At 51.5% G+C, this 25,571-nt stretch carries 23 protein-coding genes; 10 read left to right on the top strand and 13 right to left on the bottom strand.

Annotated features, from left to right (window positions below):
* Window positions 1-90: 90 nt before the first annotated feature.
* From ABD836_RS17210 to ABD836_RS17190, 5 genes are all read right to left on the bottom strand, one after another.
* A complete protein-coding gene (locus ABD836_RS17210; RefSeq protein WP_344938370.1) occupies window positions 91-2,274 on the bottom strand; it encodes a molybdopterin oxidoreductase family protein in 2,184 nt (727 codons plus the stop codon).
* A 414-nt stretch (window positions 2,275-2,688) separates the two neighbouring features.
* On the bottom strand, window positions 2,689-3,804 hold the full coding sequence (locus ABD836_RS17205; RefSeq protein WP_344938368.1) for an OmpA family protein: 1,116 nt from the start codon (window positions 3,802-3,804) through the stop codon (window positions 2,689-2,691).
* Window positions 3,805-4,045: 241 nt separating this feature from the next.
* Window positions 4,046-4,741 carry a DnaA regulatory inactivator Hda gene (gene hda, locus ABD836_RS17200; RefSeq protein ID WP_344938366.1) on the bottom strand — a complete coding sequence of 232 codons (696 nt, stop codon included), beginning with the start codon at window positions 4,739-4,741 and terminating at the stop codon, window positions 4,046-4,048.
* On the bottom strand, window positions 4,741-5,832 hold the full coding sequence (locus tag ABD836_RS17195; RefSeq protein WP_344938364.1) for an AI-2E family transporter: 1,092 nt from the start codon (window positions 5,830-5,832) through the stop codon (window positions 4,741-4,743). Before ABD836_RS17195 ends, hda begins: the two co-directional genes overlap by 1 nt.
* Window positions 5,829-6,929, bottom strand: a complete 1,101-nt coding sequence (locus ABD836_RS17190; RefSeq protein WP_344938362.1) for a DUF2066 domain-containing protein — start codon at window positions 6,927-6,929, stop codon at window positions 5,829-5,831. Before ABD836_RS17190 ends, ABD836_RS17195 begins: the two co-directional genes overlap by 4 nt.
* Before the next feature lie 142 nt (window positions 6,930-7,071).
* On the opposite strand from ABD836_RS17190, the gene purM reads away from it, so the two are divergent.
* The 3 genes from purM to ABD836_RS17175 are packed head-to-tail and all read left to right on the top strand — an operon-like array spanning window position 7,072 to window position 9,592.
* Window positions 7,072-8,121 (top strand): phosphoribosylformylglycinamidine cyclo-ligase, encoded by a 1,050-nt coding sequence (purM, locus tag ABD836_RS17185; protein WP_344938360.1) that lies wholly within the window; start codon window positions 7,072-7,074, stop codon window positions 8,119-8,121.
* 3 nt (window positions 8,122-8,124) lie between these two features.
* Window positions 8,125-8,775: a phosphoribosylglycinamide formyltransferase gene (gene purN / locus ABD836_RS17180; RefSeq protein WP_344938358.1), complete on the top strand. Its 651-nt coding sequence runs from the start codon at window positions 8,125-8,127 to the stop codon at window positions 8,773-8,775.
* Window positions 8,729-9,592, top strand: coding sequence for a DUF3108 domain-containing protein (locus ABD836_RS17175; RefSeq protein ID WP_344938355.1), 864 nt, complete (start codon window positions 8,729-8,731; stop codon window positions 9,590-9,592). The genes purN and ABD836_RS17175 overlap by 47 nt, the downstream gene beginning before the upstream one ends.
* Window positions 9,593-9,656: 64 nt before the next feature.
* Here ABD836_RS17175 and dcd read toward each other — a convergent pair whose 3' ends face one another.
* Both dcd and apbC read right to left on the bottom strand, forming a co-directional pair.
* Window positions 9,657-10,223: a dCTP deaminase gene (dcd, locus tag ABD836_RS17170; RefSeq protein WP_344938353.1), complete on the bottom strand. Its 567-nt coding sequence runs from the start codon at window positions 10,221-10,223 to the stop codon at window positions 9,657-9,659.
* A gap of 42 nt (window positions 10,224-10,265) precedes the next feature.
* Window positions 10,266-11,363 carry an iron-sulfur cluster carrier protein ApbC gene (gene apbC, locus ABD836_RS17165; RefSeq protein ID WP_344938351.1) on the bottom strand — a complete coding sequence of 366 codons (1,098 nt, stop codon included), beginning with the start codon at window positions 11,361-11,363 and terminating at the stop codon, window positions 10,266-10,268.
* 160 nt (window positions 11,364-11,523) lie between these two features.
* On the opposite strand from apbC, the gene metG reads away from it, so the two are divergent.
* From metG to ABD836_RS17130, 7 genes are all read left to right on the top strand, one after another.
* The gene (gene metG, locus ABD836_RS17160) at window positions 11,524-13,575 is read left to right on the top strand and encodes a methionine--tRNA ligase (protein ID WP_425583046.1); all 2,052 of its coding nucleotides are present in this window, start codon (window positions 11,524-11,526) and stop codon (window positions 13,573-13,575) included.
* A gap of 172 nt (window positions 13,576-13,747) precedes the next feature.
* The gene (gene rsxA / locus ABD836_RS17155; protein WP_301028009.1) at window positions 13,748-14,326 is read left to right on the top strand and encodes an electron transport complex subunit RsxA; all 579 of its coding nucleotides are present in this window, start codon (window positions 13,748-13,750) and stop codon (window positions 14,324-14,326) included.
* 3 nt (window positions 14,327-14,329) lie between these two features.
* Entirely contained in the window at window positions 14,330-14,923 is a 594-nt protein-coding gene (rsxB, locus tag ABD836_RS17150) for an electron transport complex subunit RsxB (RefSeq protein ID WP_344938345.1), read from the top strand.
* Window positions 14,920-17,271, top strand: coding sequence for an electron transport complex subunit RsxC (rsxC, locus tag ABD836_RS17145; RefSeq protein WP_344938343.1), 2,352 nt, complete (start codon window positions 14,920-14,922; stop codon window positions 17,269-17,271). Before rsxB ends, rsxC begins: the two co-directional genes overlap by 4 nt.
* A 28-nt stretch (window positions 17,272-17,299) precedes the next feature.
* Window positions 17,300-18,337 carry an electron transport complex subunit RsxD gene (gene rsxD / locus ABD836_RS17140; protein ID WP_344938341.1) on the top strand — a complete coding sequence of 346 codons (1,038 nt, stop codon included), beginning with the start codon at window positions 17,300-17,302 and terminating at the stop codon, window positions 18,335-18,337.
* Between the two features lie 2 nt (window positions 18,338-18,339).
* Window positions 18,340-18,981 carry an electron transport complex subunit RsxG gene (gene rsxG, locus ABD836_RS17135; protein WP_425583048.1) on the top strand — a complete coding sequence of 214 codons (642 nt, stop codon included), beginning with the start codon at window positions 18,340-18,342 and terminating at the stop codon, window positions 18,979-18,981.
* Entirely contained in the window at window positions 18,974-19,687 is a 714-nt protein-coding gene (locus ABD836_RS17130; RefSeq protein WP_344938337.1) for an electron transport complex subunit E, read from the top strand. Before rsxG ends, ABD836_RS17130 begins: the two co-directional genes overlap by 8 nt.
* A 58-nt stretch (window positions 19,688-19,745) precedes the next feature.
* Here the strand turns inward: ABD836_RS17130 and ABD836_RS17125 are convergent, their stop codons facing one another.
* The 6 genes from ABD836_RS17125 to ABD836_RS17100 form a co-directional block, all read right to left on the bottom strand.
* Window positions 19,746-20,231 carry a YehS family protein gene (locus ABD836_RS17125; RefSeq protein WP_344938335.1) on the bottom strand — a complete coding sequence of 162 codons (486 nt, stop codon included), beginning with the start codon at window positions 20,229-20,231 and terminating at the stop codon, window positions 19,746-19,748.
* A 193-nt stretch (window positions 20,232-20,424) separates the two neighbouring features.
* Complete coding sequence (locus ABD836_RS17120; RefSeq protein ID WP_344938333.1) at window positions 20,425-21,513, bottom strand: DUF6635 family protein; 1,089 nt, start codon at window positions 21,511-21,513, stop codon at window positions 20,425-20,427.
* A 9-nt stretch (window positions 21,514-21,522) separates the two neighbouring features.
* Window positions 21,523-22,548, bottom strand: a complete 1,026-nt coding sequence (gene ylqF / locus ABD836_RS17115) for a ribosome biogenesis GTPase YlqF (RefSeq protein WP_344938331.1) — start codon at window positions 22,546-22,548, stop codon at window positions 21,523-21,525.
* 170 nt (window positions 22,549-22,718) lie between these two features.
* Window positions 22,719-23,249 carry a lipocalin family protein gene (locus ABD836_RS17110; protein ID WP_344938329.1) on the bottom strand — a complete coding sequence of 177 codons (531 nt, stop codon included), beginning with the start codon at window positions 23,247-23,249 and terminating at the stop codon, window positions 22,719-22,721.
* A 66-nt stretch (window positions 23,250-23,315) separates the two neighbouring features.
* Complete coding sequence (locus tag ABD836_RS17105; RefSeq protein WP_344938327.1) at window positions 23,316-24,299, bottom strand: LysR family transcriptional regulator; 984 nt, start codon at window positions 24,297-24,299, stop codon at window positions 23,316-23,318.
* 33 nt (window positions 24,300-24,332) lie between these two features.
* A complete protein-coding gene (locus ABD836_RS17100; RefSeq protein WP_344938325.1) occupies window positions 24,333-25,529 on the bottom strand; it encodes a CaiB/BaiF CoA transferase family protein in 1,197 nt (398 codons plus the stop codon).
* Between the last annotated feature and the right edge of the window lie 42 nt (window positions 25,530-25,571).

Genomic DNA, 25,571 nt, shown 5'->3' with positions numbered 1-25,571 from the left:
GGAGAACGCCCTACAACTGCATTGCTAGGCCGCTCTGAAAACTCATCAACTAAACTTCAAGGTGTTCTGCGCGAATCGATTTCGCGCCAATTAATACGCTCGGCGCTCAACGTTAAGTCGCCCAGCTTCTTTCTGATCGATTTGCTCAATTCGCACCGCGCACTGTTTAAACGCTGGCTGACGCGAATAAGGATCGAGGAGACCAAGCGACAGGCGATTCACGCAGTCGTGGTAGTGCATCGGGATAAAAACCATATTGTGAGGTACACGCTGAGTGAGCTGCACCATCACCACCGCGTCGCCACGCTTAGACACCAAACGCACGTAGCTCTGATGTTTAACGCCCTGCTCCCGCGCTGAGTCGGGGTTCATTTCCATATATGGCGTAGGACTAAATTTATTCAAATTGCCGATTTTTCCGGTCTTGGTGCGAGTGTGAAAATGCTCAATAACGCGCCCACTGTTCAGCCAGAATGGATAGCTGTCATCGGGCACTTCATTGTCTTCGATATAATCCATGGCTAACAAATTCGCCTTGCCATTTGGCGACGGGAATACGCCGTCGCTATACAAGCGTGCATTACCCGTGTCGTCGCCTTCACGCATCGGCCACTGTATACCGCGCTGCGCCTCTATCAGGTCGTGACTCATGCCGGAAATATCAAGATTGCGCGTCGCCCCCTTAGACAGCTGCTTCATTTCGTCAAAGATATCAGAACTACTTTCCGGAAATGTCATTGCCCGACCACGCTCAAAGCGCTTTGCCAGCTCATTAAATATCCAGTAGTCCGCCTTGGCATTACCCGGTGGCTCAACGAATTTGCGCACTAGATTAACTCTACGCTCAGTATTGGTAAGCACACCCTCTTTCTCGCCCCAAACTGCCGCAGGTAAATACACATGCGCAAAATTAACGGTTTCGCAATCTTTGTAGCCGTCTTGCACCACCATAAATTCAAGTTTTTCCAAGGCTTTCTTAATACGCGGCTGGTTGGGCATTGATGTTAGTGGATTGGTCGCGACGATCCACAAGGCTTTGATCTCGCCAGACTCAATCGCGGGAAAGATGTCCGTTTGCTGAAGTCCGCGCTTGGCGGGAAAAAAGCTCTCATCCACGCCCCAGAACTTAGCGACTTCATCTCGATGTTCCTGTTTTTCCAATGCCCGATAGCCCGGCAAACCAGAACATGATGACCACTCCCGGGTACCCATGGCATTACACTGGCCAGTAATCGACAAACTTGTGCCACCGGGAATACCAATATTGCCGGTAATTAAATTCAGATTATTGATGCCACAGACACCGTCAGTACCATGGGTGCTTTGATTGATCCCCATGGTCCAGATACTCATCGCTGACGGCGCCTTCGCGTAAATTCTGGCCACGTTCTTAATCATGTCGGCATCAATGCCACAAATCCGCGAGGCGGTAACGGGATCGTATTTAGCAACGGTTGCTTTCAGCTCCTCAAAACCATTGCAGTGCGCCTCAATATAAGCCTGATCTTGCAGCCCTTCCGCCAAAATCACGTGGGCAAAGGCATTCAATAAGACTAAATCGGTTCCCGGCGTAATGGGTAAGTGGATATCTGCAAATTGTGCAAACATCGTGACGCGAGGATCAATCACGATTAGCGGAAATTTACGCTTTTCTAGCGCTTCTTTCAGACGCCAATAAATAATAGGGTGCTGTTCAGGCAAATTTGAGCCAAAGGCCATTAAACAGTGGGTATCTTCAAAATCGTCATAGCAGCCTGGCGGGCCGTCGGCACCAAATGATCGCTTGTAACCAGAAACGGCTGAGGCCATACACAGTGTCGTATTGCCGTCGTAGTTATTCGTACCAATTACACCCCGCACCAATTTGCCTAGGGTATAGAACTCCTCGGTCAATAATTGGCCAGTAGATACAACCGCGACACTATCGCGACCATATTTTTCCTGAATTCGTACGAACTCGGCGGCAGTTTTGTCCAGCGCAGCATCCCAGCTAGTGGGCTGAAACGTGTCATATATCTTATTGCGAATGAGTGGCTCCACACCGCGTCCGGCGCTATCGCTCAACTCATGTTCAAAAATCCCTTTTATACATAATTTTCCCTGGTTTACGGGTGCATTGCCCTTACCGCGACTAGTTACAGGTTTACCTTGGGCATTTAAACCGACTTCAATTGAGCACCCTGTAGAGCAATAACCACATACCGCGTACTTCCAATCGACAACTTTCTTGTCAACAATTGTAATTGGTTTCCGGTTTTTACGGCCAAAGATCATTTACACCTCCCTCTCACCGCAGCACCAAAGTGGAGCGCACGGTCAATTACAAGCCGCCGCCATGTGCACCATTATGGTGATTTATAAGCTGTTTTCGGCCTTATCTAACTAGGTTCTACAAGAACCATGCCAGTTAAATTCAGACTTACCAAGGAAGGGGATTTGCGGCAGATTCAACCACTAACGCCGCCAGAGGTACAGCAGCTATAGCACTGAAAAATGCTAACTAAAGTATACAAAATTAACCAAAAATAGGGATTTACGATCTAGCCCAGGCGCGAAAAATATTGCCTATAAGGAGGGGTAGTGAAGGGAGGCAACGAGCTACTGATTCACCCAGATAAGTGATACACCAATTATTCCTCACAAAAAAAGGGGCCCGAAGGCCCCTTTTCACAGTGAACTTACCGAAGATTATTCAGTAACTTCAGCCTGGATTACCGCTACAACACGACGGTTAGCACGACGGCCTTCTGACGTTTTGTTATCGGCAATCGGACGCTCTTCACCGTAACCAACTGCACTCAAGCGATTCTCTGCGATGTTGTAATCGCGAATCAGCGCTTTGCGAACAGAGTCTGCACGACGCTGTGACAACTGCTTGTTATAAGCGGCGGCACCATTGCTATCGGCGTGACCTTCAACAACTGCTTTAACACCACTAAACTTAGTCATAAACGCAGCAACCTTTTTCAGCTCTGCCGCATAGGCAACAGGAATCGCGTCTGAGTTGTTCGGGAAGTTAATTTCCAGTTTAATGCTTTCGGAGTGTTTAATAACAAACTTACAACCGAATTTATCAACCTGACGACCTGCAGGTGTGTTTGGACACTTGTCACGGTAATTTGGTACACCGTCACCGTCTTTATCCAATGCACAACCTTTTGCATCTACGGCAACTCCAGCAGGTGTGCCAGAGCACTGATCAACGCCATCTACTACGCCATCTGCATCAGAGTCGTTAGATACTGGCATGGGTGCTGGGGCAGGAGCAGGTGAACCGCCAAAGGCATAGCTCAAACCAATTGACGCATTGCCGTCCTGAGTTTCGTGGTCAGTACCGTACACTAAGCGCGTATCAGCACGAACAGACCATTTTTCGTCAATGGTATAACGTACACCACCACCAGCATTCAACTGAGTCTGGCTGTCGTAGCGGCCGCTTTCATAATCAGCTTCGATCACGCCCATACCTGCTGCGAGGTAAGGAGTGAATTTTGCATTCTGACCACCAAGGCTAAAGTAGCGAAGCATATCAATGCTGCTACCAAGAATTTTTTGATCTTGAGCGCGAATATTACGGTCACTTGCCGCAACACTGTACAAGCCGCGCAATTCAACACCCCAGTCTTTACTTAGCACGTATTCTGCGCCAAATAATGCGACTTCGGTGCTAGTCAAGTCACGCGAGCCGTCAAATACCTGATAACCAATAGCAGGGTTTAAATACCAAGTACCTTCTTCAGCCGCAGACGCCATTGATGGCACCATGCAACTTGCAATGGCTGCACCCAATAGAAATTTACGCATAACACTCCCCTTCATTTTTTTAGAAAATTCCTTTGCTATGCCGTGAAAGCACGCCATTTGCTCAGAATAACACGAGCATTGCCCGGTGCACGTGTGATTTTGTGTAATTTTACCACGTAGCACGACGAGCAATGCACTTTGAAAATCAGCACTCCGAACGCTTACGCGCGAGCAAGTTCCCATGCACACGGTAAAAATAGTCTCATTTGGCGCTAATACCAAATGTTTTAAAAAAAAAGATCTACCATCCCATCACTTTCTTTACAAACGGGATAGTCAACCTCCTCTGCTCGACTAAGCTAACCTGATCCAGAGTATTCAATATACCGAACAAACTCGCAAGGTCTCGCTGACAGCGCATATAAATATATTCAACAACCGCATCCGGTATTGTCATACCTCGCAGCCTAGCGCGCAGCTGAAATGCCGCAAGTCTGGCAGTTTCATCCGAATCTCGAAGCAGATACACACTGAAGCTTTGCAAGCGTGAATGCAAGTCGGCAAGCACAATACCCTGCTGAGTTAGCGGTTTAGCCGATGCCACAAGCATTCTGGCGCCGGTTGCGAGCATTTGATTGTAGCAATTGAACAGCGCGCGCTCCCAGCTTGCCTGTCCAGCCACGGCATCAAGATCATCTAAACACAGCAAATCCAAAAATTCAGACCCTTCAAGCAATGCCTCTGGCTCGTAATCCACCACATCGGCCAGCGGAATATAACGAGCATACAAGCCGCTCGCGCTAGCCAAATGACAGCATGCTTGCAGAAGATGACTGCGACCGACGCCGCCGCTAAGGTAAATCCATTGTTCACCCTGCGCCATTGCCTGCTCGCGCAATTGATTAACCAACAGCTGGTGGTCGCCAGTGATGTAAAAATTATCGAAGGTCGCGTCGCTGTCCAGCTTCAGCGCTAGCGGCAATTGCGGGCTAGCCATCAATCATCGCTCTCCGACACTTCCGGCGCGGCGGGCACTGCACCATAAAAACCACTTAATTTATACTCGTCGTGCAAGTGATTAATCATCACTTTAATTACCGCAGCAAACGGCAGTGCCAGCAATATGCCGACAAAACCAAACAATTGACCACCCGCCAAGATGGCGAAAATAACCACCACCGGATGCAAGCCTATCTTTTCACCAACCAACATCGGCGTTAATAGCATTGACTCTAATAATTGTCCTACGCCAAATACCGCCGCCACGCCCGCAAGTGGCCACAAGCCATCAAACTGAAAAAACGCAGCCGTACCCGCCGCAGCAATACCGACAATAACACCGAGGTACGGCACAATACTCGCTAAACCCGCCGCTATACCCAGCACCAACGCCAGATCTAAACCCACGACCCAAAGCCCCACGGTATACACGGCGGCCAACGCTAACATGACCAATAGTTGCCCCCGCGCAAAGGCACCGAGAATTTCATCACACTGCTGAGCAATAAGTACCGTGCGCGCCTCTATTGAACGCGGCAACAAATTACGGATAGCTGCCATCAAAACATCCCAATCGCGCAGCAAATAAAACGTCACGACCGGCACCAAGGTAATATTGGCCAGCCACGCGACGAGGACGAGACTAGAGCCACTGACTTTATCCCAAAGGTAGAAAAGGATACCCCCCGCACTCTGCCAGTGCTGACTTATCGCGCTCCGAGCAGCATCCATAGGCTCCGTTTGTTCCGGCAAATCCAAATAACCCCGCAGTTTCGGCAAAGCTGTGGATTGCAGCCAGCGCAGACCGTCGTATAAACGCTCCATCAACAGCTGCAACTGCTCAATCAACAACGGCAAAGTAATAACAAGTAAAAGGAAGCCGCAGAGACTTAGGCATGCGAATACCGTTACCACAGCCCAAGTTCGCGCCATACCCCGCGCTTCTAGCCGATCAGCAAGGGGATCGCCCATATAAGCAAGTACTGCAGCAAGTAGAAATGGCATTAGTATGGGCGCCAGCATGTGGATCACCAGCACAATTAGCGCAAGTGATATCATCACCCACACAGGCTTAGGCAGGGTATTCACAAAGCTCTACCTGACCAGCGATAGTAACCGCGTACAGACTGCGTTGCAGCGCTAGCCGACATTCCGGCATACGCCTCCTCTAATAGACGACCATCAAGACTAAGGAAACGCTTAACTTTTTCCATGTCGTCATTTAAAACCAACTCCAAAATCAACTCATTATCTGACAGCCAAATGGTATTGGCGTGCTGCACCACCGCCAAGCCCTCTAAATAAGTAACCATATCCGCGTAGGCAGCAAAGTTAGCAATCCCGCTAACGTGGATTAAACTATTCGCACTACTACTTGCTCCACTCGCAACCACTGAATATTTTGCTGCTTGAAGGTCTGCGAGCGCATTAATCGGGGCCGCCAGCAACTCTTTACCATCCAAACCATCACTTTCTAACGCTACCCTGTCTTCGCCTTGCAACACCTGCCAGCTCGCCACCCACTGCCCAGTCGAAAACTGCGAAGCCCGGCCCATCAATACAAATGGCGCCGAATAACGCTGCGATGCTAGGCGCACATCCGCCACCGACATCGTCCAAAGCTGATCCACCGTCAAATTCGTTGAATCCGCTAAATCAAATAGCGGCATCTGCAATGCCAAGCCACGGCGTTGAGCCGCCGCTTTTAAATCACGATACAGCTCAGCCTGGCTATCCGTACCAACAAATTGGCGCCCATCGGTGGTATCTGCCACCAACCACACCAATACCGTTGGCCGGTTAGCTGACCAGACTGGCAAACCTGCAGACTGCAGTTCGGAGTTCACCTGCATAGGAGAGAAACTAAGATTTAGCTGCAGTATATCTTCGCCGTTCTCATCCTTACTGCGCTGGTAGCGATACTGCGTAATTAGGGGTTCAGGCCGAGTCAGAACCTCATTCAATGAAGGGTTACCCGTAATATCACCGCGGCCTGAGACCCTCACGAACACGCGGGCGAGCGCTTCAGCTGCGGCTTTTTTGAGGGTTTGCGGCGATTGAGACTCTACCACCAGCTGTTCATCATATAAATTTGCCACTGTATCAGCCACCGCCACACTGGCCCCAGCTGTCGCCAATAGCAAAAATACGACCGACACCCTGATTATTTGCTTCACTTGTTTCATGCCCTTTTCCCTGTCTCGAGCTGCTATTGTAGCAAGCCGCCGCGAGATCGTCGTGAGTAGTGGCAAAAAGTCGCGTTTTTGCTACTGAATTAATGTCCTAATCAAGCTAGAATGGCGCCCTCTTAGAGGACAGCCAACGACTATGACTGACACCAGTAAGCCCAGCTTAAGCTATAAAGATGCCGGCGTTGATATCGATGCCGGTGATGCGCTCGTAGAACGCATTAAAGATGTTGCCAAACGCACCCGCCGCCCCGAGGTCATGAGCGGCCTAGGTGGCTTCGGCGCCCTGTGCCAAATTCCGACCGGCTATAAAGAGCCCGTACTGGTCTCAGGCACGGACGGTGTAGGCACCAAACTCAGACTTGCCATGGAAGTGGGAATTCACGACACCATCGGTATCGATTTGGTCGCCATGTGCGTCAATGACTTGCTGGTGACTGGCGCCGAGCCTTTATTCTTTCTCGACTACTACGCCACTGGCGCGCTGAATGTCGATATTGCTGCCAGCGTTGTCAGCGGAATTGGTATCGGCTGCGAGCAAGCAGGCTGCGCACTAGTCGGCGGCGAAACAGCTGAAATGCCTGGCATGTATGAGGGCGACGACTACGATTTAGCAGGCTTCTGTGTTGGCATCGTCGAAAAAGCCAATATTATTGACGGTAGCTCTGTCAAAATCGGCGACAAACTGATCGGCATTAACTCATCAGGTCCTCACTCGAACGGTTACTCGCTGGTGCGCAAAATTATTGAGCACAGCGGCGCCAAACTAGACCAAGCATTTGGCGATAGCACCCTGGGCGAAACACTGCTCGCACCAACTCGGATTTACATCAAACCAGTACTGCGGGTTATCAAACAATATCGAATCAACGCCCTTGCCCACATCACTGGCGGCGGCCTACTCGACAATATTCCTCGGGTTCTACCGCGCAACACCAAAGCGGTTATCGATAGCACAACGTGGCAGCGCCCGCCGATATTTGACTGGCTCCAAGAGCAGGGTAATGTTGAAGCGCGGGAAATGTACCGCACCTTCAACTGCGGTATCGGTATGGTCATGGCGGTTGCCGCCGATGACGTTGAGGCCGTTCTTGACATGCTCGGCCAACAAGGTGAAGTGGCGCAAGTGATCGGCAGCATAGATGCAGCAGGGGAAGACGAGCCGCAAGTCACCATTCAAGGCATGTAAATCATGCCTTGTAAACTTGTCATACTGCTGTCTGGCAGCGGCTCAAACCTGCAGGCATTTATTGATGCCAGCAGAGACGGCCTGCTGCCAGACGTTGAAATCTGCGCGGTAATCAGCAATAAGGCGCAAGCCTTTGGTCTTGATCGCGCCAAGCAGGCGGGCATTGCTACCGCCTGTATTGATCACACCCTGTTCGCCAGCCGAGAAGCCTTCGACGCTGAACTACAAGCTTGCATTGACAGCTATCATGCCAACCTAGTTGTGCTTGCTGGCTTTATGCGAATACTCACACCAGGGTTTGTCCGTCACTATTTAGGGCGACTGATTAACATCCACCCCTCACTGCTGCCTAAATATCCAGGATTGCACACTCACCAGCGTGCCCTAGACGCAGGCGACAGCGAGGCCGGCGCCACAGTTCACTTTGTTACCGAAGAGCTCGACGGCGGCCCCGCTATTATTCAGGCAAAAATACCGATATTTCCCGGCGACGATGCTGCAGCACTTGCTGATCGTGTACTGTCCAAAGAGCATACTATCTACCCAATGGCGGCGCGCTGGTTTGCCGAGGGACGTTTGGTTTTGCAGAATTCAAAGGCGGTATTCGATGCGCAAGTCTTACCCGAAAATGGCATTCTTTTTCAGCAAGATTAGCCTGTCCGTATTGCTATTTTGCACCCTAGCAAGCCATGCACTTGCTAGCGGCGGCGGCATTAGCGCGACGCCAGATGCCGGCCCCACAATGCTGGTTCCCGTTCAGACCATTAAAACCAAGCCAATAGCGAGCGAACCCACGAACACTAAACCGCTTAGTGCCCCAACCTCTCAACAAAGCGAAATCCTGCCTTACCAAGCTGAATACAAAATCAGCAGCAATAGCCTGACCACGACGGCTACTCGCAGCCTGAGTAAGCAAGGAAATAACTGGCAGCTATCCCAGCACGCTAAACTCATGTTTATTAAAGTGAGCGAAGAAAGCGTGATTGAAGACGGCGCCAAGGGCCTGCGCCCGTTAAGCTATGAATACAGCAATAATTTCAGCAGCAGACAAGATCAGAAAATTAACTTCGATTGGCAAAAAGGCTTGGCTAGCGATAAAAAATACCGCAAACCGTGGACCGCAGCTTTAACCGCAGGCACCTTTGACCAGCTCAGCGCGCAACTGCAAATGCGTCAAGCACTTATCCACGGCCGCTTCGATACCGCCATGGCCCAGACCGTGGTCAACCGAGGCAAACATAAAACCTACCAAGTAGAAAAAATTGGCGAAGAAGTAATCGACAGTCCAGTCGGCAAATTAAACACCGTTAAACTGAGCCGCAGCCGGGAAGGTAGTGATAGCGAAACCATCGTATGGCTGGCAAAAGATTGGAATTATTTAATTGTTCGTTTAGAGCAAATTGACGAGGACGACACCTATTCACTTGAGCTGCTCAGCGCCACCCTTAACGGCAAGAAAGTTAAGGGCTAGCGGCTTGCCCGCATTGCCCTTACGCACCAAGGGCGCGCACACCGTCAAGCGCTTAGCGCTTTTCTCAAGTTTTCGGCAGAGTAACGCCGGTCTGGCCCTGATACTTGCCGCCACGATCTTTGTAACTCACTTCACAAATTTCATCTGATTCAAAAAACAGCATCTGCGCCACGCCTTCGTTCGCGTAAATTTTAGCAGGTAGCGTTGTGGTATTAGAAAATTCTAACGTCACATGACCTTCCCACTCAGGCTCCAGCGGTGTGACGTTTACAATAATACCGCAGCGCGCATAGGTTGATTTACCCAGGCACATGGTCAGTACGCTGCGAGGAATCCGAAAATATTCCACGGTGCGTGCCAGAGCAAAAGAGTTGGGTGGGATAATGCAATAATCGCCGGTGATATCCACAAAGCTCTTGTCATCAAAGGCTTTGGGATCAACCGTTGCCGAGTGAATATTCGTAAATACCTTAAACTCATTGGCGCAGCGCACGTCATAGCCATAGCTTGAAGTACCATAAGAAATAATCTTGGCACCACCCTGCGCCCGCACTTGGCCCGGTTCAAAGGGCTCAATCATGCCCTCATTTTCAGCCATGCGGCGAATCCACTTATCCGACTTAATACTCATTGCATCCCCTTAGCTTCTAAGCCGCGGCTTAATAAAAATAATTTAATCGTCACTGATGGAAATATTGGGAAAGGCGTTGCTCTGCAATCGCTGGCGCTTGGCCAATTCTGCCGTCATGCCAATTGCAACAGCGCGATATAATGCCGCCGCATCACCTTCTGGGTCCGCGACCATCACCGGCTTACCACAATCTGCCTGACTGCGAATCTGCATAGACAAAGGCAGCGAACCCAACATTGGCACCTGGTAATTACTGGCCATCCGCGCACCGCCACCCTCGCCAAACACATGTTCATGATGCCCGCACTCACTGCAGATATGCACTGCCATATTCTCGACAATACCTAACACCGGCACCGAGACCTTACGGAACATTTCAATTCCTTTTTTGGCATCGAGCAATGCAATATCCTGCGGCGTGGTAACGACAACAGCACCCGATACCGGTACTTTTTGCGACAAGGTTAACTGAATATCGCCGGTACCCGGCGGCATATCAATTATTAGGTAATCTAGATCCTGCCAATACGTTTGATTCAATAGCTGCTGAAGCGCACCGGTTGCCATTGGTCCGCGCCACACCATAGGCGTATCTTCGGTAACCAAGTAGCCCATCGACATCGACTGCACACCGTGCGCCTCAATCGGCAATAAATAATGGGTGCCGTATTGCTTGGGTCGCACGCCATCGGCAACGCCCAGCATCATCTGCACGCTAGGGCCGTAAATATCGGCGTCTAACAAGCCAACTCGTGCACCTTCCGCCACCAGCGCCAGCGCCAAATTAACTGCGGTGGTCGATTTACCGACCCCACCCTTACCCGAGGCCACTGCAATAATATTGCGAACATTCTCCATGCTCTTAATATTTTGCTGAGCAGCATACGGCGCTACTTTCCACGTTACCCGCACAGCGGCATCGGCAACGCCGTCTAAAGATTTCAACGCGGCCGACAACGCTTGCTCATAAGACTGTTGCGCGCTGCGTGCCGGAAATCCGAGTTCAACCACCGCGTCAACGCTGGCGCCCTTCACAGCAAGAGAATGAATATCGGCAAACTGTGCGAGCGGCGATGACATGCCCGGTAAAACCACCGCCAATAACGCTTCGCGAACTCGAGATTCCAATTCTGTCGCCATTTCCCGCCCCTACTCAGATAAACCTTTTAATCAGCCGGCGAGTATACGCGGCAGACAAGCATCGAACAACGCCATAGCAGATGCACGAGAGAGTCAAAAACGCTATAGTATGGCGCCTCTGAATCCACCCGCGTCGCCAGCCAATTCAGCTGTCGCCGCCATGTTCACAACAAGGACACTCATGTCGCGCCAGATCCTCGTTACCAGCGCCCTACCCTACGCCAATGGCCCGCTCCACCTAGGCCATTTACTGGAATCTATCCAGACCGATATATGGGTGCGCTTTCAAAAACAGCGCGGCAATGACTGCATCTATTTATGTGCCGACGATGCCCACGGCACGGCGATTATGCTTACTGCCGAAAAACTCGGCATTAGCCCAGAGGAGCAAATAGCTCGGGTAAAAGCTGAGCACGAGCGGGATTTAGCGGGATTTCTCATCCGTTTCGACAATTACTATTCCACTCATTCCCCAGAGTGCAAACATTACTCTGAAGAAATTTATCGCCGACTCGACGCCAACGGCCACATTGAGCGCAAAGAGGTTACCCAGTTATTTGATCCTGAAAAGCAGCTTTTTCTTGCTGATCGCTATATCAAAGGCAGCTGCCCGAAGTGCAAAACCGAAGATCAATACGGCGACAACTGCGAAGCCTGTGGCGCCACCTACACCCCAGCGGACCTCATCAATCCCCGCTCGGCAATCTCTGGCGCCACGCCAATTGAAAAAAGCTCCACGCATTTTTTCTTCAAACTCGGCGACTTTGAAAATTTATTACGCGACTGGACCAGCAGTAATGCACTGCAACCGCAAATTGCCAACAAACTACGCGAGTGGTTAGACGCTGGTCTTCATAGCTGGGACATTTCCAGAGACGCACCCTATTTTGGTTTTGAAATTCCTGGCGCCCCAGGTAAATTTTTCTACGTTTGGCTCGACGCCCCCATCGGCTATATGGCCAGCTGCGCCAACTGGTGCGCAACCAACGGTCGCGATTTTAATGAATTTTGGGGTACCGACTCTAAAGCCGAGCTCTATCACTTTATCGGCAAAGACATTATCAATTTCCATGGCCTGTTCTGGCCCGCAATGCTCGACTCAGCCGGTTTCCGTCAGCCAACGGCGATCTATGCCCACGGATTTTTAACCGTCAACGGCAAAAAAATGTCGAAGTCGCGCGGCACCTTCATCAAGGCCGAAACCTATCTCAAGCACTTGCCCGCGGAGTATCTGCGCTACTATTTTGCGGCCAAATTATCCGGTGCGGTCGACGATATCGATTTAAACCTTGAAGATTTCATCAACCGAGTGAACTCAGACCTCGTCGGCAAGCTGGTCAATATCGCCAGCCGCAGCGCCAAGTTCGTCCACAAGGGCAATGCCGGCAAGCTGTCTAGCCGGCAGCACAACCCAGAGCTATGGAAACGCGTTGCCGGCGCCAGCGAGGCGATTGCCGAGCTTTATGAGCAACGCGAATACAGCAAAGCAGTACGGGAAATTATGGCCCTAGCCGATTCCACCAATGAATATTTTGATTCCTGCGAACCGTGGAAACTCGCCAAAAGCAAAGACACCCTAGGCCAAGCCGCCGATGTCGCCTCCCAGTGCATCGACATTTTCCGGGTGCTAATGACCTATCTGGCACCAGTACTGCCCGAACTTGCAGCGCAAGCTGAAGGCTTCTTAAATTGCGACCTTAGCTGGCAGGGTGAATTCAGCCCACTGCAAGACCACGCAATTGCGCCCTTCAAAGCCATGATGAGCCGTGTTGACGCCGACAAAGTCGCCGCAATGGTTGACGATAGCAGCGATAATTCGCCCGCTCCCGCAGCAAAAACAAAAGCTAAAAAGGCGGCCAAAGACAACAACACGGGTATAGCCGACACAATTGCCTACCCAGATTTTGCTAAAATCGATTTGCGAGTGGCCGAGATTGTCGCTGCCGAAGCCGTTGACGGTGCTGACAAATTACTTCGCCTGACCCTGAGTCTTGGCGAACACGGCCAACGCCAAGTGTTTGCTGGCATTAAAACCGCTTATACGGCAGAGCAATTAGTTGGCAAGCTCACGGTAATGGTTGCCAACCTCGAGGCGCGTAAAATGCGCTTTGGCCTTTCTGAAGGCATGGTGCTCGCCGCAGGCCCCGGCGATCAGGAAATTTGGTTGCTCAGCCCGGACAGTGGTGCCAAAGCTGGAATGAAAATCCAATAAATTCAATCCGCTGCGCGCCATCACTGGCGCGCGAGGGTTACAGGATTTTAAATTGAACGCTTGATCGAAATAAACTAAGATCCGAGCTGTGAGTGTCTAGCCAGCATATTTATGCTGGTCGCTGCACCAATACTGCACGCGAGTATACACAGAACTAAACGAGGCTAAATTTGTGCTAGCAGACTATTCAATACTGTTAATCGGCGCCATTCTGGTTAACAACTTTGTACTGGTACAGTTTCTGGGCCTTTGCCCCTTTATGGGTGTTTCCAATAAATTGGAAACCGCCATTGGCATGTCCAGCGCAACGACTTTTGTACTGACACTCGCCTCTATTTGCAGCTGGCTAACCTATGAATGGCTGCTGATCCCTCTCGGCCTAGAATACCTGCGCACCATAACCTTTATTCTCGTCATCGCGGTGGTTGTGCAATTCACCGAAATGGTCGTGCGAAAATCCAGCCCCATGCTATACAAAGTGCTCGGCGTATTTTTGCCTCTAATCACAACCAACTGCGCAGTGCTCGGTGTGGCACTACTCAACATCAACAAAGATCACAGCTTTGTTGAATCTGCGCTCTACGGCTTTGGCGCAGCAGCCGGATTTTCTATGGTCTTGGTCTTATTTGCTGCCATGCGCGAACGCATTACCGCCGCCGATGTTCCCCAGCCATTTAAAGGCCCAGCCGTCGGCATGATCACCGCCGGGCTTATGTCTCTGGCCTTTATGGGCTTTGCTGGGTTGGTATAAAGAATGATTGAATTGATTGCCCAAAACCCCTTTATCGCCTCGCTGCTGGCACTGGTCAGCCTAGGCGTGGTGTTCGGTGCCCTGCTAGGTTTTGCTGCGGTAAAATTTAAAACCGAGGGCGACCCCATCGCCGATCAAGTTGAAGCGCTGCTGCCCCAGACCCAGTGCGGGCAATGCGGTTACCCAGGCTGCCGACCCTACGCGCAAGCGATTGCCGACGGCGACGACATCAATAAATGCCCGCCAGGCGGCGAAGCCACTATTGCCGCTCTTGCAGACTTACTTGGCGTAGAGGCCAAACCCCTAGACGCTACCGAAGAAGCGGTGCCCTCGGTTGCCTTTATTCGCGAAGACGAGTGCATTGGCTGCACCAAGTGTATCCAAGCCTGCCCTGTCGACGCCATATTAGGCTCGGCCAAACATATGCACACCGTTATCGCCAGCGAATGCACCGGCTGTGACCTCTGTGTTGAACCCTGCCCTGTTGACTGTATAGATATGCGCCCGATCGAAACCAGCCTGCAAACCTGGCACTGGGACAAGCCCAAGCCAGCAGAAGACCTAATTGCCACTGACCGCAATGGGGCTGCCGCATGAGAAAGGTGTGGGACATTCACGGCGGCATTCACCCCGCAGAAAACAAGCAGCAATCACTGCAGGAACCGATTCACGCTGCGGGTATACCCCAGCAATTGATACTGCCCCTTGCCCAGCATATTGGCGCGCCAGCTAGCCCAATTGTGAATATCGGCGACCGCGTACTTAAAGGCCAGATGATTGCCGAGGCCAAAGGCTTTGTCAGCGCCCCCGTGCACGCGCCCAGCTCCGGCACAGTAATGGCGATTGAATCGCGTTTAATTCCTCACCCTTCAGGCATGAGCGCGCCCTGTATCGTCATCGACACCGACGGCCAGGACGAATGGATTGATCATGCCGGCGTCGAAGATTTCCGCAGCCTCAGTAAACTCGATTTAATTGACCGTGTTCGCCAAGCGGGCATCGCTGGCATGGGCGGCGCGGGTTTTCCTTCCGCAGTAAAACTTAGTACCCGCGACGACAAACCCATTGAGACCCTCATTCTCAACGGCACCGAGTGTGAACCCTATATCACCGCCGATGACATATTGATGCGCGAGCGCGCTGCCGAGATCATTGCGGGCGCCGAAATCCTTCGCCACCTCATAAAGCCCAGCAAAGAAACATTGATCGGCGTCGAAGACAATAAGCCCGAGGGCATCGCAGCGCTACGAAAAGCCGCTGAAGGCACGGGCATTGAAATAGTCCCCTTTCCCACTAAATATCCCTCCGGTGGTGAAAAACAACTCATTCAAATACTAACGGGCAAAGAAGTCCCTGCGGGCGGATTACCCGCTGACATTGGCATCGTCTGTCAGAATATCGGCACTGCAACCGCAATCTACCGGGCAATATGCTTTGGCGAACCACTGATTTCCCGAATTACCACGGTGACCGGCGAAGCCTGCAGCCAAGCCCGCAACTACGAAGTACTACTCGGTACGCCAGTGCAGTTCCTGCTCGACCAAAGTGGCTTTAGAAAAGATGACTGCATTCGCTTGGTGATGGGCGGCCCGATGATGGGCTACACCCTCCAAGATACCGCGGTGCCCATCGTCAAAACTAGCAACTGCGTGCTCGCTCCCAGCGTTGCCGAATTGCCACCACCGCCGCCAGCGCAAGCCTGTATTCGCTGCGGCATGTGTGCCGAGGCCTGCCCGGTATCGCTGCTACCGCAGCAAATGTACTGGTTTGCTAGGGCCCAGGAGCACGAAAAACTCGAGGACCACAAACTCTTCGATTGTATAGAGTGCGGCGCTTGCTCCTACGTATGCCCAAGCAATATTCCGCTTGTGCAGTATTACCGCGCGTCAAAGGCCGAGATTCGCCAAGCTCAGCAAGACAAAATTAAATCTGAGCGCTCAAAGGAGCGCTTTGAAGCCCGTACCGCCAGACTCGAGCGAGAAGAAGCAGAAAAAGAAGCCAAGCGCGCCGCCCGTTTGCAGGCGGCTAAAGACAAAGCCGCCGCGGCCGCCAACAACCCCGATTCAGGTAAGGCCGATCTTATTCAAGCGGCCATCGACCGCAGCAAGGCAAAAAAAGCGGACGCCGATCCAGCGCACGATGCGATCGCCCGCGCGCAAGCCAAACGTGAAGGTACTGCCGAAGAAGAAAGTCCTACAGCCAAATCAGAGCGCCTACAATTGCTGCTTGCCAGTGCTGAGCGACGGCTCACCAGCGCGCGCGAAAAATTAGCGCTCGCCAAGGAACAAGCTAGCGAAAACGTTGAAGCCTTCGCCACCGCCGTGATCAAAACCGAGGATAAGCTTGCTGCACTGCAAAAAGAAATTGCTGAACATGAAGCCAGTTTAGCGAACACAGCAGCGCCAAACTCCAGCGACCCAGCCCAGGCTGCAATCGCCCGCGCCATGGCCAAGCGCGCTGGCAGCGGCACCGACGAAAGCGACGCAGACAAAACCCTGCGCCTGCAAAATCTCGTCGCCACAACTGAAAAACGCCTTGCCGCGGCGCAGCAAAAGCTAAGCATGGCCGAAGAGCAAAACGACGCCAATGTCGCCGCCTTCGCAACCGGCCGTGATAAAACGCAAAGCAAGCTAGACACTGCCAAACAAGAGTTAGCCGAACATCTTGCGACTATCAAGGAATCTGCGCCAAGCACAGCAGCAAGTAGCGACGATCCCGTACAGGCGGCTATTGAACGCGCGAAAGCCGCGCGCGCCTCCCAGGCAGAGATGAGCGATGAAGACAAACTTAAGCAGACCATTGAGTCACTAGAAAATCGTATCGCCCGCACGCAAGAAAAATTGAGTGCCGCTCAAGAAAATGGCGACGACAAAGCAGAGATACTGGCCGACTCCATCGCGAAGTTACAAGACAAACTGGCCAGCGCCAAACAGCAGCTGGGCTAACACCCTTTTATAGAGCACAAAACAGACTATGGGATTTTTAAAAGTCAGTTCACCACACGCCCACGGACCGATGAGCACCGCGAATGTTATGCGCCTCGTGCTACTGGCGACCCTGCCCGGTATGCTGGCACTGACCTGGTTCTTTGGTTTTGGCACCATTATTAACGTACTTTGGGCCAGCATTACCGCACTGGCTTTTGAGGCCTTAGCCCTGCGCTGGCGCAAGCGCCCCATCGGTTTTTACCTCAATGATTGCAGCGCGCTGGTTACCGCCTTTCTGCTCGGCATTGCCCTACCACCCGCCGCGCCATTTTGGCTAATTATGATCGGCACTGGTTTTGCTATTTTAATTTGCAAACAACTCTATGGCGGTATGGGCTACAACCCCTTTAACCCCGCCATGGCCGCCTACGTTATGCTGCTGATTTCCTTTCCAGTACAAATGACCCAGTGGCTCGCGCCCAAAGGCAGCTTTAATGGTGATTTGCTCGGGCCCATCGAGGCCTTACGCTACTGCTTTGGATTTGGTCGCGAAGCCATTGACGCCATCACCATGGCCACGCCATTAGATGTACTGAAGCAAAATAACGCACTGCTCATCGACGACCTCTGGTCGCAGTCACCCCAATTCGGTCAAGTAGCCGGTATCGGCTGGGAGTGGGCTAACGCGGGTTTTTTACTCGGTGGCGCCTACCTAATTTACCGCCGCATTTTTACCTGGCACGCACCAGTTAGCATGCTCGCCGTACTCACTCTAATGTCGCTATTCTTCTACGACGGCGGCAGCTCTGCCTCCGGCGGCTCGCCGTTCTTCCATTTATTCAGTGGCGCCACTATGCTCGGCGCTTTCTTTATTGTGACCGACCCGGTCACCTCGGCAGTGTCTAATCGCGGTCGCCTTATTTACGGTGCCTTGATTGGCCTGTTAATTTATATCATTCGGGTATGGGGAAATTATCCTGATGCCGTGGCATTCTCGGTGCTGCTAATGAACTTCGCTGCGCCCTTTATTGACCACTTTACTCAGCCACGCACTTACGGGCATAAGTCTGGAGCCGAAAAATGAACATCCTCGGCCAATCAATTAGTAAAAATAGCGTATTGCTGGGCTTATTTGCGGTAGTTACCACCGGTGTGATCGCCGGCACGTATCTCTCGACCCGAGGCTTGATTCAGGAAAATATACGTCATGCAGAAGAACGCGCGCTGCTAGAGATTATTCCTAAATCCCGGCACGACAACTCCATGCTCGACGACATCGACAGCGTCGCCGACAGCGAGTTACTGGGCCTGCGCGAAACCAAGAAATTTTATCGCGCAACCCAAAACGGCAAGTTTGTCGGCGCGATCCTGCCCGCTACCGCTCGCGATGGTTATACTGGGGATGTCGACATGATCGTCGGCATTAATTTGGACGGCAGCATTGCCGGTGTGCGGGTTTTATCTCATCGCGAAACACCCGGCCTTGGCGATCAGGTAGACTACAAAAAGAGCCATTGGGTCGACGGGTTTATCGGTAAAAGCCTAAGTAATCCAGAAACGAGCAAATGGGCCGTAAAAAAGGACAAAGGCGTGTTTGACCAATTTACCGGCGCGACGATTACGCCCCGCGCAGTGACCGGCGCCGTACACCGCGCCTTACTGTATTTCGATGCCAATCGCGCGACGATTACCGGCATTGCCCCAAAACAGGAGCACAGCCATGAGTGATATCAGTTACCGCGAAATTTCCTTAAACGGCCTCTGGAAGAATAACCCCGCTATTGTTCAGCTCCTCGGCTTATGCCCCTTGCTCGCCGTGACCGGCTCGGTTATTAACGCCTTAGGCATGGGTCTAGCCACGATGCTAGTACTCACCATTTCCAATACCTGTGTCTCGATGATTCGTAGCTTCGCCTCTGACGCCATTCGCCTGCCAGCGTTTGTCATGATTATTGCCGCGGCCGTCACCTGTATTGAATTATTGATGCAAGCTTTTGCCTATGAGCTGTTTCAAATCTTAGGGATATTTCTACCGCTGATTACCACCAACTGCGTGATACTCGGCCGCGCTGACGCCTTCGCCTGTAAAAACAAAGTACTACCGGCCATGTACGACGGCTTTATTATGGGCGTAGGCTTTGCCGTCATTTTGATGCTACTGGGTGCAGTACGAGAAGTGATTGGCACAGGCGCCATATTCGCGAATATGGATTTACTCTTTGGCGAAGGTGCCAAAGCGTGGAAGATCGTATTAGTCGATGATTACACCGCGGTGCTCGTGGCGATATTGCCACCCGGCGCATTTATCTTTACCGGTATGATCATCGCGCTGAAAAACATCATCGATGACGGCATTAAAAAGCGTGAAGCGGCCAAGTCTGAGGGTACTACTCGGACCAGCCGCCGGGTTCGAGTGACCGGCAATATTAGCTAATTACCTGTGAACACTGGGGTGGCAGCGTGAGCATGCCACCCCACGTTTAAGCAACTCGCTACTCTTCTTCTGCCTCAGCTTCCGCATCACTGCGATATTTAAGCTGTAAGCCTTTTAAGAAATTACGCAAGATTTGATCTTTGCAATCACGGTAATGCTTATGATCGGTTTTGCGGAAAAAAGCACTCAGTTCATGCTTACTGATAATGACATCCGCCAACGCCAAGATCGCCATAACATCCTCGGCCTTGAGGTTAAGGGCAATTTTCAGCTTCATAAAAATCATATTATTGCTTAAGCGTTTTTCGTTCTCAGGCTTAGGGCCTTCACGCTTACCGCGCTTATCGCTGATTAAACCGTTGAGAAAAGCCGCAAGATGAAGATCACCGAGGGGCTGATAGGTCGGGTCGCCTTCGCGTTTCAACCAATCACTCACTTCTTCTCGACTCACTAAATGATCCGCCAAACCAAAAACCGAAATCATCTTTGCGTCATTAAAATCGAAGATGTAGCGCACCCGGCGCAGAACATCATTATTTTCCATGCTTACTTCCCAATTAATTAAACGCTAAGGCATATCGCCTTATTTACTCACAAAGCCTTTTTTACAAAAACCAAGCCCGATATTTTTAATCTGCGGCGCGAGCCCATATACCGATTGCTCACCAACCATTATGCCATACTTGCCGCGCCAGAAGGCTGTGCAGTAAACAAAGCTGGACAACGCACCTTAAATCTTAGAGCACACTCGCCCGAATCATGTCGAAACCATCCAAAATTCTCGCCACAAAATGGTCTTTGGGACGGAAACTGCCGCGAGTACTCAGCGTAAAATCTTGTTGTAAGTGATTTAACATTTTAAGCAAACGGCGGCGATGTAGCCCAGTCAGCGCTTGCACTGGGTCGGTAATGACACCAGACAAGGCCGCAAATGACGCCAGTGCCGCCAGCACCCCAGCGAATACGCCCAAGCTTAAGGCCATACTGGGTTCCGGTGGAAACACGCTGTAATACCAACGACCAATTGTCTCACCAAACCAAAACTGCTGACTGGCCAATTCAGTAGAGACCACCGAAGCCAGCAACGCCGCAATCCCAATACCACCCGGGGTAAACTTCTGAAATGCAAACGCACCCAGTATCGTGCACGATAAACTATTCGTGATGTCTGCCGAAGCAGTACGTGTGTATTGGTACTGCTGCAGCGCATCGGTCACTAAAGGCTCGATATGTTGGGCAAATTGCTGTTCAGGAAATATTGCCTGACTGTGCCGCTGATAGACATCCTGCAATGCCGCCAGCATATAAGACTCAAGTAAATTATCTTGCTGATGCTTATTTAAAAGCTCGCGCTGGATAAGCTCACTGATATGTGTCTGCACCGCGGTGCTAAAACCAGCGGGAACCCGATCCAATAGACGGCACAAACCCGCTAAGTGCCTCAACTTTGCTAAACCGTATCGTAGGATGGCAATCAGGCTATAGATCGGTGCCCAAAACAAATTAATCGGTGCCCGCAACATATCCCAGCCCAAGGCGACGCGATTCAGTGCGATGGCACCCGGGTAGTTAAAATGGCGATCAATAAAACCAGGAATGGCATCGCGACAATCATCAAAATAGCGCGCCGCGGCACAACTGATCGCCTGCTCTACATCAGCGTGTAAACGCGTCACATCTACACCGTTTAACGATACAATCGGCCAAGATTCAGGAAGATCTTTCACGCCGTCATACCAAGTGTAATCGCTCGGCGAAGTACCGAGCCCACCACGCCCACCGGCGGCAGGAATTTCAGATAAGTATTCAGCATATGCCCGCCCCAATACAAGCTGCTATTTTGACTTGCGCGGTTTCGTCGCCTTAGGCGGGCGAGATCCACGCGGTGCGCGTTTGGCATTGTTCGCTTCCTGGGCTGCCAATTCACTCTCACTAGGATTGCGCGACCCAGCTTTAAACCGTCGCTTACGCTCGGCCGCATCCGCATCTTTCTTAGCCTGGGCTTCGGCGATCTCAATTTTTTCCTGCACCACCATTTCAGGCGTTTCTAAGGTAATCCGCCCCACTGTGCCGGCGCGCAGTTCGTTAATTAGTAATTCACAAATCTTGTGTAAATTAATACGCCCGCCGGCACTTAAGGCGCCCCGCCGCAAAGCGGCGACTTCCAAAAAAGCTAATTCAGTATTGGGGATACTTTCAAGCTGAAAACGTTCTTTAAGTAATTCTGGGTAGGCCTTTATCAAGTAGTCTGCAGCATAAAAGCCCACATCATCGTATTCCATCGCCGTACTTTTAATGGCCCCGGTCACCGCCAGCCGGTAGCTGCTATTTGGGTTTTCGATTTTTGGCCACAGAATGCCGGGCGTATCGAATAACACAATGCCGCTACCTAAATTAATTCGCTGCTGACTTTTGGTCACTGCCGGCTCATTACCGGTTTTGGCAATAATACGATCCGCCAAGGTATTAATAATCGTCGACTTTCCGACATTGGGAATACCAACAATCATGGCGTTAATGGTTTTTACACCGGCATCTTTAGCCGGAAACATACGGCGACAAAGCTCCAACAACTGCTTTATCTTCTGCGGCTCATCCGTCGTAGTCGCAAAGGTTTTAACCCCGCGCTGTTGCTCCAAATGCACCTGCCACGCCGCTGTCACCGCAGGGTCGGCAAGATCCGACTTGCTCAGAATCTTAATACAGGGTTTGTCGCCGCGAATCTTTTCAATAGCAGGGTTTTCACTGGAATATGGAATACGGGCGTCCAGCACCTCTATCAATAAATCGACCTGCGGTAACAGCTCGCGGATGTCCTTCTGGGCCTTGTGCATATGCCCCGGATACCACTGAATCGCCATGTATTACGCCCTGCTCTGAGATAAAGGGCGTATTGTACGTTATGGCAAGGCAATTTAGCTAAAATGGCCTATGTAGCAAGGGTGTATACGCGCCAAACCACGCTCCGCGTTAAGCCCCCGCGATTGGGGAGCCCAAGGTCATTCACGCGCTTAGCACTCGACCCAGCAGATTACATCGGCGGGGTGTTCTCAGCGCCCTGCTCCACCCAGATCACCGCAGTGGTGTCAAAGCCCCGTTCTTTGGCCATATTTAAAAACTGGTCCCGCAGTGCAGGACTAATTTCAGGTGTTCGCGAGAGTAGCCATAGGTAGTTAGTATTGGCCCCCGACACAAACGCGTGCTGATAATTCTCACCCAAATCAAAGACAACATAGGAGCTGTAAAACGGACCAAAAAAGGAGACTTTCAAATAGCCCTGATCTGCGCCCTCAGCGAAACCGGCCTTACCAATAGCCGACTTCCATTTATTGTCTTCGCGCTTATAGCCACGGTTAAGCACTTTAACACTGCCATCTTTTTTCAGGGAATATTCGGCGCTTACTTCAGACAGTCCTCGCTCAAAGGAATGGTCGAGCCGGGCCACCTCATACCATTTACCCAAAAACTGATCGAGTTCGAAGTTTTGAACCGGTGCGACCGTCTCAGGCATCCCCATGCAGCCAACCAGCAACAAGCTAAAACTGCTCAGTAATTTTTTCATCTTCACTCCGCTTTATTTAAGGGGCATACCGCCCGAATAATTATTATAGACCACCAGTTTACTCTACTAACGCGGCAAGCGCGGCTGCCGATGTTGCTCCCAGTATGCCAAGCCCTCGCTCAGCATTTGCCCGCCTTCGTCCAGCAAAAAATCACGAAAGGCTTGTGCGAGCACCGAAAATTTTTTATCACGATGGCTGAGTAAATACCACTGACTATCGATAGGAAAGCCCTCAACATTGAGCTGCACTAAATCGTCGCTAGCGCCATGGTCAAGGGTGTGCGCCGATACTACTGCAATACCTAATTGAGCGAGCACCGCATGTTTAATCCCTTCATTGCTGGCAATTACACGGTGTTTAGGGATTACATAGTCCTGCGCCGCAAGGTGCTGTTCTAGCATGCGCCGCGACCCCGAACCGTCTTCCCGCAGCAGCAATGTTTCATTTTCCAGATCAGACAATTTCAGCGCTTTACGCCCGGCAAGAGGGTGCTTGGCAGAGGCAATCAGCAAGAGTTTGTTCGCGCCAACGCTAAGTGCTTCATATTGTTCAGACGCCGGTGGGTCAGCAAAAAAGTAAAGATCGTCAAGATTTTCATCGAGGCGTTTCATCATTTCACGGTGATTACCGACTGCAAGATGAACATCAATATTGGGGTAGGTTTTACAGAACGGGCCAAGAATATGCGGCACAAAGTATTCTGCCGAGGTGACGATACCAATGCGAAGGGTTCCGGCGTGCAGCCCCGCCAGCGCATTCAAATCAAGCTCCAACTGTTCCAAACGGGCGAAGATGTCTCGCGTAGCGGCAACTGCAAGCGCCCCTGAATCAGTGAGTTTTAATTTGCGGCCTAGCACTTCATACAGCGGAGAACCCAAATGATCACTGAGCTTTCTTAGCTGCATCGAGGCACTGGGTTGAGTGAGGCTTAACTTTTCGGCTGCGCTGCCTACGCCGTGCGTTTCCGCCACAGCATGAAGGACCTCCATCTGCCGAAAGGTGATGACACGGTGCAGTTTACGATTGATCTGTGTAGATTGCTTCGCCATCTCACCACCTGATACCTATAGCGTAGATTTTGCCTAGCGCACGACTCCCGCGCTACGCAGCGCTTGAATCTGCTCTTCACTATAACCGATGCTGAGCAAGGCGGCATGACTGTGTTCGCCTTCTGTCGGCAAGTCTTGGCGCAGACCTAAGCGACGCCCGGCTAGGTCTATTGGCAAACCCGGCAAGCGCGCTTTACCGCCATTGTCTGGCAAACTAATTTCCACCAAGCCGCCACCAGCATTAAGGTGCGGGTCATCAAATAAATCGCTTGGCGAGGCAATCGGCGCAAACGGCAGACCCGTCTGATCTAGTTTGCTCATTAGCTGTTGCTTGGTCATTGCACCAAGGCATTGCCTAATAACCGGCATAATGCGATCGCGCTGCGTAACCCGCTCGTTATTGAGTGCCAAACTAGCATCCTCGGCAAACTCCGCCAGTGCAAAGGCCTGACAGAAAATCGCCCACTGGGTGTCACTGACCACGCCAACAAATACCTGTTCGTCGTCGCAGGTATCGAATATGTCATAAACTGCCCAAGCCGAGGTGCGTACCGACATCGGTTGCAAGGGCAAACCGCTTACCGCTTGTTGCGCCATGTGCTGGCCAACCATAAAAGCGGTGCTTTCAAATAAGCTACTTTTCACTAACTGACCAGTGCCCGTGCGGTGGCGTTCTTCCAGTGCGGCCAAAATAGCGATAGCGCCAAACATGCCACCGGCAATATCAATCACGCTAGAACCCGCGCGCATTGGTTTACCCGGCAAGCCGGTCATATAGGCGAGACCACCCATCATTTGCGTCACCTCGTCCAGCGCCGTGCGATGCTGGTAAGGGCCGTCAAGGAACCCCTTTAAAGAGCAGTAAATCAGCCGTGAATTTCGCAGGCGTAGTTGCTCGTAGGCAAAACCCAGTTTATCCATCGCTCCGGGCCGGAAGTTCTCGATAAGCACGTCGGCTTTATCAATCAGTTTCAGTGCGATCTCCTGCCCTGCTTTATCTTTTAAATCCAAGCACAGACTCTGCTTATTGCGGTTGTACATGGGAAAATAACCGGCGCCGGAACCCTTGAGGCGACGAGTGTTATCGCCCTTAATTGGTTCTATTTTTATGACCTCGGCGCCGAGATCGGCAAGCACAAGACCCGCGCTCGGCCCCATCACCATATGGGTAAACTCCACCACACGGATGCCACTCAGCGGTAAGTTCTTGTTTGAGTCCTGCTCGGACATAACACATCTCCAATCGAATCATATTCCCGCTCAGCCACGGAG

This window comes from Zhongshania borealis (assembly GCF_039539625.1).
Taxonomy (GTDB): domain Bacteria; phylum Pseudomonadota; class Gammaproteobacteria; order Pseudomonadales; family Spongiibacteraceae; genus Spongiibacter; species Spongiibacter borealis.
This window is presented reverse-complemented; position numbering and strand designations above follow the sequence as displayed.

Excerpts from the sequence above, each read along its gene's own strand:
- ABD836_RS17210 (WP_344938370.1), bottom strand. The coding sequence starts at position 2,274 with ATGATCTTTGGCCGTAAAAACCGGAAACCAATTACAATTGTTGACAAG.
- ABD836_RS17205 (WP_344938368.1), bottom strand. The coding sequence starts at position 3,804 with ATGCGTAAATTTCTATTGGGTGCAGCCATTGCAAGTTGCATGGTGCCA.
- hda (WP_344938366.1), bottom strand. The coding sequence starts at position 4,741 with ATGGCTAGCCCGCAATTGCCGCTAGCGCTGAAGCTGGACAGCGACGCG.
- ABD836_RS17190 (WP_344938362.1), bottom strand. The coding sequence starts at position 6,929 with ATGAAACAAGTGAAGCAAATAATCAGGGTGTCGGTCGTATTTTTGCTA.
- purM (WP_344938360.1), top strand. The coding sequence starts at position 7,072 with ATGACTGACACCAGTAAGCCCAGCTTAAGCTATAAAGATGCCGGCGTT.
- purN (WP_344938358.1), top strand. The coding sequence starts at position 8,125 with ATGCCTTGTAAACTTGTCATACTGCTGTCTGGCAGCGGCTCAAACCTG.
- ABD836_RS17175 (WP_344938355.1), top strand. The coding sequence starts at position 8,729 with ATGCGCAAGTCTTACCCGAAAATGGCATTCTTTTTCAGCAAGATTAGC.
- dcd (WP_344938353.1), bottom strand. The coding sequence starts at position 10,223 with ATGAGTATTAAGTCGGATAAGTGGATTCGCCGCATGGCTGAAAATGAG.
- apbC (WP_344938351.1), bottom strand. The coding sequence starts at position 11,363 with ATGGCGACAGAATTGGAATCTCGAGTTCGCGAAGCGTTATTGGCGGTG.
- metG (WP_425583046.1), top strand. The coding sequence starts at position 11,524 with ATGTTCACAACAAGGACACTCATGTCGCGCCAGATCCTCGTTACCAGC.
- rsxB (WP_344938345.1), top strand. The coding sequence starts at position 14,330 with ATGATTGAATTGATTGCCCAAAACCCCTTTATCGCCTCGCTGCTGGCA.
- rsxC (WP_344938343.1), top strand. The coding sequence starts at position 14,920 with ATGAGAAAGGTGTGGGACATTCACGGCGGCATTCACCCCGCAGAAAAC.
- rsxD (WP_344938341.1), top strand. The coding sequence starts at position 17,300 with ATGGGATTTTTAAAAGTCAGTTCACCACACGCCCACGGACCGATGAGC.
- ABD836_RS17130 (WP_344938337.1), top strand. The coding sequence starts at position 18,974 with ATGAGTGATATCAGTTACCGCGAAATTTCCTTAAACGGCCTCTGGAAG.
- ABD836_RS17125 (WP_344938335.1), bottom strand. The coding sequence starts at position 20,231 with ATGGAAAATAATGATGTTCTGCGCCGGGTGCGCTACATCTTCGATTTT.
- ylqF (WP_344938331.1), bottom strand. The coding sequence starts at position 22,548 with ATGGCGATTCAGTGGTATCCGGGGCATATGCACAAGGCCCAGAAGGAC.
- ABD836_RS17110 (WP_344938329.1), bottom strand. The coding sequence starts at position 23,249 with ATGAAAAAATTACTGAGCAGTTTTAGCTTGTTGCTGGTTGGCTGCATG.
- ABD836_RS17105 (WP_344938327.1), bottom strand. The coding sequence starts at position 24,299 with ATGGCGAAGCAATCTACACAGATCAATCGTAAACTGCACCGTGTCATC.
- ABD836_RS17100 (WP_344938325.1), bottom strand. The coding sequence starts at position 25,529 with ATGTCCGAGCAGGACTCAAACAAGAACTTACCGCTGAGTGGCATCCGT.